8 protein-coding genes and 1 pseudogene are annotated in these 7,444 nt (G+C 62.7%); 4 read left to right on the top strand and 5 right to left on the bottom strand.

Going from position 1 to position 7,444, the window contains the following annotated elements:
- Positions 1 to 18 precede the first annotated feature (18 nt).
- The 5 genes and pseudogenes from codA to QLG12_RS07090 form a co-directional block, all read right to left on the bottom strand.
- On the bottom strand, positions 19 to 1,254 hold the full coding sequence (gene codA, locus QLG12_RS07110) for a cytosine deaminase (protein ID WP_282474218.1): 1,236 nt from the start codon (positions 1,252 to 1,254) through the stop codon (positions 19 to 21).
- Positions 1,255 to 1,267: 13 nt separating this feature from the next.
- The gene (codB, locus tag QLG12_RS07105) at positions 1,268 to 2,539 is read right to left on the bottom strand and encodes a cytosine permease (protein WP_282474217.1); all 1,272 of its coding nucleotides are present in this window, start codon (positions 2,537 to 2,539) and stop codon (positions 1,268 to 1,270) included.
- A 194-nt stretch (positions 2,540 to 2,733) separates the two neighbouring features.
- A pseudogene (locus tag QLG12_RS07100) lies at positions 2,734 to 2,868 on the bottom strand (alpha/beta hydrolase); the annotation flags it as partial.
- Between the two features lie 84 nt (positions 2,869 to 2,952).
- A complete protein-coding gene (gene queD / locus QLG12_RS07095; RefSeq protein WP_007955941.1) occupies positions 2,953 to 3,309 on the bottom strand; it encodes a 6-carboxytetrahydropterin synthase QueD in 357 nt (118 codons plus the stop codon).
- Positions 3,310 to 3,395: 86 nt separating this feature from the next.
- Positions 3,396 to 4,475 carry a patatin-like phospholipase family protein gene (locus QLG12_RS07090; RefSeq protein WP_282474216.1) on the bottom strand — a complete coding sequence of 360 codons (1,080 nt, stop codon included), beginning with the start codon at positions 4,473 to 4,475 and terminating at the stop codon, positions 3,396 to 3,398.
- A 147-nt stretch (positions 4,476 to 4,622) separates the two neighbouring features.
- Between QLG12_RS07090 and QLG12_RS07085 the strand changes: the two genes are divergently transcribed.
- The 4 genes from QLG12_RS07085 to QLG12_RS07070 are packed head-to-tail and all read left to right on the top strand — an operon-like array spanning position 4,623 to position 7,224.
- Positions 4,623 to 4,931 carry a PepSY domain-containing protein gene (locus QLG12_RS07085; RefSeq protein WP_282474215.1) on the top strand — a complete coding sequence of 103 codons (309 nt, stop codon included), beginning with the start codon at positions 4,623 to 4,625 and terminating at the stop codon, positions 4,929 to 4,931.
- Positions 4,931 to 5,242, top strand: coding sequence for a PepSY domain-containing protein (locus QLG12_RS07080; protein ID WP_197870015.1), 312 nt, complete (start codon positions 4,931 to 4,933; stop codon positions 5,240 to 5,242). Before QLG12_RS07085 ends, QLG12_RS07080 begins: the two co-directional genes overlap by 1 nt.
- Positions 5,243 to 5,245: 3 nt before the next feature.
- The gene (locus QLG12_RS07075) at positions 5,246 to 5,914 is read left to right on the top strand and encodes a response regulator transcription factor (protein ID WP_011335105.1); all 669 of its coding nucleotides are present in this window, start codon (positions 5,246 to 5,248) and stop codon (positions 5,912 to 5,914) included.
- Positions 5,911 to 7,224, top strand: coding sequence for a sensor histidine kinase (locus tag QLG12_RS07070; RefSeq protein ID WP_127798925.1), 1,314 nt, complete (start codon positions 5,911 to 5,913; stop codon positions 7,222 to 7,224). Before QLG12_RS07075 ends, QLG12_RS07070 begins: the two co-directional genes overlap by 4 nt.
- The last annotated feature ends 220 nt before the right edge of the window (positions 7,225 to 7,444 follow it).

The following is a 7,444-nucleotide window of genomic DNA, read 5'->3' as shown; positions in this document are numbered from 1 at the left end:
GCGCCCCACTTCTACACCTTAGACGAATTCGACTACCGGCATCTGTCGCTTCATCAACACCTTTCCGTTGCGGATCGAATACAGCGGCAGGCCCTGGCTACGGATCACTTCGTAATCGCTGTCCGCCGACAGGATCAACAGGTTCGCCGGTCGGCCCTGTTCCAGACCGTAGCGCTCACCGAGGTGCATGGCCTTGGCGCTGTTGTCGGTGACCAGATCCAGCGCGCTTTGCAGGTTGCGGTAGCCGAGCATGTGGCAGATGTGCAGCCCGGCTTCGAGTACCCGCAGGATGTTGCCGTTGCCCAGCGGATACCACGGGTCGACGATTGAATCCTGACCGAAGCAGACGTTCATGCCCGCTTCAAGCAGTTCGTTGACGCGGGTCACGCCACGGCGTTTCGGGAAGTTGTCGAAGCGCCCTTGCAGGTGAATGCTTTCGGTCGGGCAGGAGACAAAACTGATCCCCGAATGCCCGAGCAGGCGGAACAGTTTGGCGCAGTAGGCGTTGTCGTAGGAGCCCATCGCGGTGGTGTGGCTGGCGGTCACGAGGGAGCCCATGTCGCGGCTGCGGGCCTCTTCGGCCAGCACTTCGAGGAAGCGCGAATGCGGGTCGTCGGTTTCGTCACAGTGCACGTCCACCAGGCAGCCGGTGCGCTCGGCCAGGTCCATCAGGAACTTCACCGAGCTGACACCCTGATCGCGGGTGTATTCGAAATGCGGAATTCCGCCGACCACGTCCGCGCCCATGCGGATTGCTTCTTCCATCAGCTCGCGACCATTACGAAACGACTCGATGCCTTCTTGGGGGAACGCGACGATTTGCAGGTCGATCAGGTGGCGGCTTTCTTCGCGCACTTCGAGCATCGCCTTCAGCGCGGTGAGTTGCGGGTCGGTGACGTCGACGTGGGTGCGCACGTGCTGGATGCCATGGGCGGCGAGGGTCTGAATGGTTTTCTTGGCCCGGGTCTTGGTGTCTTCCTGGGTGATGGTGACCTTGCGCTCGCCCCAGCACTCGATGCCTTCGCACAGCGTGCCGCTCATGTTCCAGCGCGGCTCGCCGGCGGTCAGGGTGGCGTCGAGGTGAATGTGCGGCTCGACGAAGGGCGGCACCACCAGATTGCCGCCGGCATCGAGGTCGTCGGGCCCCAGGGTCGGCGCTTCGGTCTGGCGCGCGATGCTGCGGATCAGGCCGTCTTCGAGGTGCAATTCGTGCAGACCTTCCTGGTTGCGCAGTCGGGCGTTGATGATGTGCATCGGGCGAGTCCTTTTATAGATCTTGTAGAGGGGCGGCCGCGTTGCGGGCGCCGAGCAGGCCGGTCACTGCGATATACGTTAACGCGGCAACGGCGATGCCGACCAGCGGCGCGACCCACGGCGAGCCGAACGCCGCGACGGTTCCGGCCGCGTAAGCCGCGAGCCCCGGCCAGTTGAACGCCGGTAACCGTGCGTCGGCCAGACGCGGATAACGCCCGCGCCAGAGGAAGAAAAAGTCCGCCATGATCACGCCGCCAATTGGTGGGATCACCGTGCCGAGCAGGATCAGATAAGGCACCAGCATGTCGTACATGCCCAGCAACGCGAGCGCCGTGCCAATCACGGCGCCGGCCAGGGTCACGGTCTTGCGGCGCCCGGTGCGCAGCAGGTTGCAGCCGGCGACGGCGAAGTTGTAGATGGTGTTGTCCTGGGTGCTCCAGATGTTCAGTAACAGCATCGCCATCGCCGCCATGGCAAAGCCTTGCAACAGCAGCACTTCGACCACGTCGGGCTGTTGGTAGACGATTGCGCCATAGGCGCCGATCAGCACCATCAGGCCGTTACCGATGAAAAAGCCGATCAGGCTGGCCAGCACCGCGACCCGTGCCGAACGGGAAAAACGCGTCCAGTTGGTGGCCTGGGTCGCGCCGCTGACGAAGGTGCCGAACACCAGTGTGATGGCGGTCGACCAGTCCAGCGAACCCGTCGGTACGACGCTGAGCAAACCGTCGAGGCCGCCGACTTTCACGGTCGCGACCCACATCGACAGCATCAGCAGCAACATCATCGCCGGCACCGCGATGTACGACAGAATCTCCAGCCCGCGATAACCGACATACGCCGTGGCGCAGAACACCAGGCCGAACAGCACCATCAGCCCCAGCACCGTGGCTTCGTTCAAGTCGAAATACTTGCCGAGCACCACCGCCGCCGTCGCGGTGCCCCAGGCGTACCAGCCGATCTGGGTGAAGCCGAGGATCAGGTCGCTGAGCTTGCTGCCGACTTCGCCAAAACAGAAGCGTCCCATCAGCACCGAATTCAGCCCGCTCTTGAAGGCGATGTAACCCAGGCCTGCGGCGTACACACCAAGCAGCAGGTTGCCGATGACGATGACGGCGAGCATTTCGCCGAAGTTGAACGCCACGCCGAGCTTGCCGCCAGCAAACATGGTCGCCGTGAAGAAAGTGAACCCCAGCAGCACCATCGCCGTGGAGGCCAGGCCTTTGCGCGCGTGCATCGGCACTTCACTGAGGGGGTAATCATTGCCGGGATCGTTTTGCGTCATGGGGCGTTCCTTGCTGAAAAGGGGAGGACGCGAAGAGGTTGCAGCGGTCGTGCCAAACGCAATGTTGCGGGTATTTATAGACGAGAGCCGGATGATCGGCGCGAAAGCAGTGCATCGGGCGCCGTACCGAACCATGTGGGAGCAGAGCTGTTGCCACGGGGGGACGGGGTTGATCAGAGGAATCGCAGCAGCGCCGCGATGCGGTGCCACACGTAAGACGAGAAGGGCGTGCCGTGCACGAACACCAGCGGCGGGCCGTCGCCGCGCACCCCGTGGCGAATCTGTCGCCCGTTGAAATCAAAGACCTGATCCAGCAGCCAGTCCGTCATGAGCCTGTCCTCTTGGCGGGTTCGAGCCAAAAAGCATAGGCGTAAAAAAACCACCGGTCTCGGTGGTTTTTTGTGTCGCGGGAATTACTCGCCGCGATAGATGCAACCGCTGGTGCAGGTCTCGTGGATGCGGATCGCACTGAGTTCCGGCAGCAGGGGCTTCAATTCATTCCAGATGAATTTGGCCAGCACTTCGCTGGTCGGGTTCTCGAGGCCCGGAATGTCGTTCAAGTAGTTGTGGTCCAGACGCTCGTACAGCGGCTTGAAAATCGCCTTGATCTCGGAGAAATCACGGATCCAGCCAGTGTGCGGATCGAGGTCGCCGCTCAGGTGAATCGCCACTTTGAACGAGTGACCGTGCAGGCGTCCGCACTTGTGGCCGTCCGGTACGTGGGGCAGGCGGTGGGCGGATTCGAAAGTGAACTCTTTGAAAATTTCCACAGTGATTTCAGCTCTGTTCAGATGGCGTTCGCCGTAGCGAATTCGGGCAGGCGGCGAGTTTATCAGCTTGTTCCCGGCTGTGCTGACTAAAGGGTCAGCAAGCGCTCGGCGAGGCGACCATTGGCAGCCAGTTCAAGGAATTCGTCGCCCAGCCGGCGGCTCTCGTCCATCGCCGCGCGCCAGTATTTCTGCCGGTTTGGCGCATCGCCCATGAAGCGCTTGAAGTCGTTACGGTCGGGGAGTTTGCCGTAGGGCAGGCGCGCCAGGTATTCCTTGGACGGCGCGAGCAACAGCACGTCCTGCAAACGCTCGACCGAAGCTTTGCGCCACGGCAGGGTCTTGTCGAACCAGCCCGGAATCACCCGGTCAGTGAAGTGCGGATAGAGCACGATGCCGTCGCCGCTGTAGGGCAGGTCGAGGTGATAGTCCAGCAGGCCGCCGTCGCGGAACGTGCCGGCACCGGCGCCCGGCAGGTCGCGCACGCCTTCCATGACCATCGGGATCGAGCCGGACGCCAGCAGCGCCTGACGCAGGTTGCCGGCATCGAGGGCGACGAAGCGCGACGGGAAGTCGTTCAGCGCATGTACCGGCGGTGCCAGGCGCGGGTCGTGGATGATCAGCCGTTCGAAGTGCCGCGACAGCCGCGCGCGGCCCCGCAGGTTGTCGGCGATCACCGAGCCCAGTGCCAGCCCGAGTCGGCCGCGATGGTCGTCCGCCAGCCCGCCGTGGCTTTTGACCACCATGATGTTCAAGCGGTAATGGGCGTTGGTCAAAAGGCTGGCATCGCGTCCGTCGAGCAGGTCGTCGAGCATGCGTTGCGAGCTGCGGCTGACCTCGGCAATGGTCACGCCTTTGTTGAAGTTCTGCTCGGTGTACAGATGACCGAGGCGGCGAATGCCTTCGGCGGCGTCCGGCAAACAGGCGCTGGCGAAGCGCCAGGAACCCACCGACGCACCGATCAGCGAGCGCTCGCGCGGCGCCGCCGGCAGCCACTCGCCGAACAGCGCCAGATCCAGCCCCTGAATCCCCAGCGCCTTCGGCCCACCGGCAGCACCGGGCAGGGTGCCGACGTCGGCGGCGTTCAGGCCGTGGGCACGGATGCGCGCCATGGCCCGAGGGCCGGCCTTGAGGGTGAGGGCGGGAAACTTGATGTGGATGGCGGTCATACCGGTCTCGATCGTTAGCAAGCGAAAGATTATAAGCACATGTTGCCGGGCTCAGTAGGGGCAGGCCCAATGATGGCCATTCAGTTTCAGTTAAGTTCGCACCGTTAAGGTGCCGACCGTAGCAACACATAAAAATACGGAGACACCATGAAACCCCTGACTGCCCTGACCCTCGCCTCGATCATCGGCCTTGTCGCCAGCACCGTTCACGCCCGCGATCTGGGCCCGGATGAAGCCCTGCGTCTGCGCGACGCTGGTACTATCGTCTCCTTCGAGAAGCTCAACGCCACCGCGCTGGCCAAACACCCGGGTTCGACGATCACCGACACCGAGCTGGAAGAGCAGTACGGCAAGTACATCTACCAGATCGAACTGCGTGATCCGCAGGGCCTGGAATGGGATCTGGAACTGGACGCGGTGAGCGGGCAAGTGCTCAAGGATCATCAGGATACGTAATGAAGGTTAATGTTCGCGCCACCCGCCGTACGGCATTGGCGCTGGTGATGTTTTGCTCGACGGCCATGGCCCGCGACCTGGGTCCCGACGAAGCCCTCCATCTGCGCAAGCAGGGTGTGATCCTGCCTCTGGAGCAGGTGTTGCAGCAGGCGATGGACCGTTATCCCGGCGCGAAACTGCTGGAAGTCGAGCTGGAAGAAAAACACGACGTCTACATTTATGAAGTCGAGTTGCTGACCGTCGAAGGCGTGGCCCGTGAGCTGCATCTGAAGGCCGACACCGGCGAACTCGTGAAAGACAAGGAAGATTGACCGATGCGCTTGCTTCTGGTGGAAGACCACGTACCGCTGGCCGATGAATTGCTTGCCGGCCTGCAACGTCAGGGCTACGCGGTGGACTGGCTGGCGGACGGGCGCGATGCGGTCTATCAGGGCAGCAGCGAGCCCTATGACCTGATCGTCCTCGACCTGGGTTTGCCCGGCGTGCCAGGGCTTGAGGTGCTGGCGCAGTGGCGTGCCGGCGGTCTGACGATTCCGGTGCTGATTCTCACCGCCCGCGATTCCTGGGCCGAGCGTATCGAAGGCCTCAAGGCCGGCGCCGACGATTACCTGACCAAACCCTTCCACCCGGAAGAACTGTATTTGCGCATCCAGTCGCTGCTGCGCCGCTCCAAGGGCCAGGCCAATCAGCCGACGCTCAAGGCCGCCGGGCTGCACCTGGACGAGGGCCGTCAGTGCGTCGTGCGCGATGGTGCCGACATCCAACTGACCGCCGCCGAATTCCGTCTGCTGCGCTACTTCATGCTGCACCCGGAACAGATCCTCTCCAAAAGCCACCTCGCCGAACACCTCTACGACGGTGAGACCGAGCGCGATTCCAATGTGCTGGAAGTCCACGTCAATCACCTGCGGCGCAAGCTCGGCAAGAGCGTGATCGAAACCCGTCGTGGTCAGGGTTATCTGTTTGGCGGACAGGCTTCGTGAGATCGATCCAGCGCCGCTTGAGTCTGGGGTTGATCAGCGTGCTGGTGGTCGTCGGCGTACTGCTGGCGCAAACCAGTCTGTGGTTGTTCGAGGTGGGATTGCAGCGCTATCTCGAAGCCGGCTTGCGTAACGACAGCGAGAGCCTGCTGGTGGCGCTGGTTCGCGGGCCGCAGGGTTTGCAGCTGGATGAGCGGCACTTGTCACCGGCCTATCAGCGACCGTTTTCCGGGCATTACTTCCGCATCGATTTTGCCGACAGCCATTGGCGCTCCCGTTCGTTGTGGGATCAGGATCTGCCGTTGCTCGAGCGCTCCGGTCTGCACAGCAACCTGCAACTGGGGCCGGACGGCCAGCAATTGCTGGTGCTGCGTTCGGACTACCGACGGCTCGGCCAGTCGATTTCCATCAGCGTGGCCCAGGATTACACGCCGGTGCGCGAGAGCTTCCAGCGCATGCGCCAGATCGGTCTCGGCCTCGGGCTGGCCGGGTTGCTGTTGATTCTGTTGTTGCAACGCCTGACCGTGCGCCGCGCCTTGCGGCCGCTGGAAAAGGCCCGCGAGCAAATCGCCCAGTTGCAGCAGGGCCAGCGTTCACAACTCGATGAACAAGTGCCGGCGGAACTGGAGCCGCTGGTGGCGCAGATCAACCATTTGCTGGCGCACACCGAAGACAGCCTCAAGCGTTCGCGCAATGCGCTGGGCAATCTCGGGCATGCGCTGAAAACCCCGTTGGCGGTGCTGCTCAGTCTGGCGTCGAGTGAACGGCTCGACGCGCACCCGGAGCTGCGCAAGATCCTCAAGGAACAACTGGAGCAGGTTCAGCAACGGCTGAACCGTGAGCTCAATCGTGCGCGCCTGTCCGGCGATGCGTTGCCGGGAGCGCTGTTCGATTGCGACGCAGAACTGCCGGGGCTGCTGTCGACGTTGAACATGATCCATGGCGAGCATCTGGAGTTGAGTTACGTGGCACCGCCGGGCCTGCAATTGCCTTGGGATCGTGAGGACTTGCTGGAGCTGCTCGGCAACCTGCTGGACAACGCCTGCAAATGGGCCGATGCCGAGGTGCGGCTGAGTGTGGTCGAAACGGCGGAAGGTTTTGTGCTGAGCGTGGAAGATGACGGGCCGGGGATTCCCGAGGCGCAGCGGGCCCAGGTGTTCAGCCGGGGGACGCGGCTGGATGAGCAGACCCATGGGCACGGGTTGGGGCTGGGGATTGTGCGGGATATTGTCGAGACGTGGGGCGGGGTTTTGGTGTTGGGCGAAAGCGAGTGGGGTGGGTTGAAGGTGGAGATTCAACTACCTCGGCGGTGAGCCCGTAGAAGCCCTCACCCTAACCCTCTCCCAGAGGGAGAGGGAACTGACCGAGGTGGATGTGCGGGATACATCGACCTGAAAGCCTTCAGTCGAACTCAGGTTTGAACGGCATGAAGATCTGCTCCCTTTCCCCCTCGCCCCCTTGGGGGAGAGGGCTGGGCGGGGTAAAGACCGGGTACATCCTTTACGTTTGAGACCGGGGACATGGTTTACAGGT

The sequence above is a fragment of the Pseudomonas sp. V88_4 genome, assembly GCF_029967985.1.
GTDB lineage: Bacteria > Pseudomonadota > Gammaproteobacteria > Pseudomonadales > Pseudomonadaceae > Aquipseudomonas > Aquipseudomonas glycinae.
This window is presented reverse-complemented; position numbering and strand designations above follow the sequence as displayed.

Bases quoted from the DNA above. Each gene is read 5' to 3' on its own strand.
- QLG12_RS07090 (WP_282474216.1), bottom strand. From the start codon at position 4,475: ATGACCGCCATCCACATCAAGTTTCCCGCCCTCACCCTCAAGGCCGGC.
- codA (WP_282474218.1), bottom strand. From the start codon at position 1,254: ATGCACATCATCAACGCCCGACTGCGCAACCAGGAAGGTCTGCACGAA.
- codB (WP_282474217.1), bottom strand. From the start codon at position 2,539: ATGACGCAAAACGATCCCGGCAATGATTACCCCCTCAGTGAAGTGCCG.
- QLG12_RS07080 (WP_197870015.1), top strand. From the start codon at position 4,931: ATGAAGGTTAATGTTCGCGCCACCCGCCGTACGGCATTGGCGCTGGTG.
- QLG12_RS07075 (WP_011335105.1), top strand. From the start codon at position 5,246: ATGCGCTTGCTTCTGGTGGAAGACCACGTACCGCTGGCCGATGAATTG.
- QLG12_RS07085 (WP_282474215.1), top strand. From the start codon at position 4,623: ATGAAACCCCTGACTGCCCTGACCCTCGCCTCGATCATCGGCCTTGTC.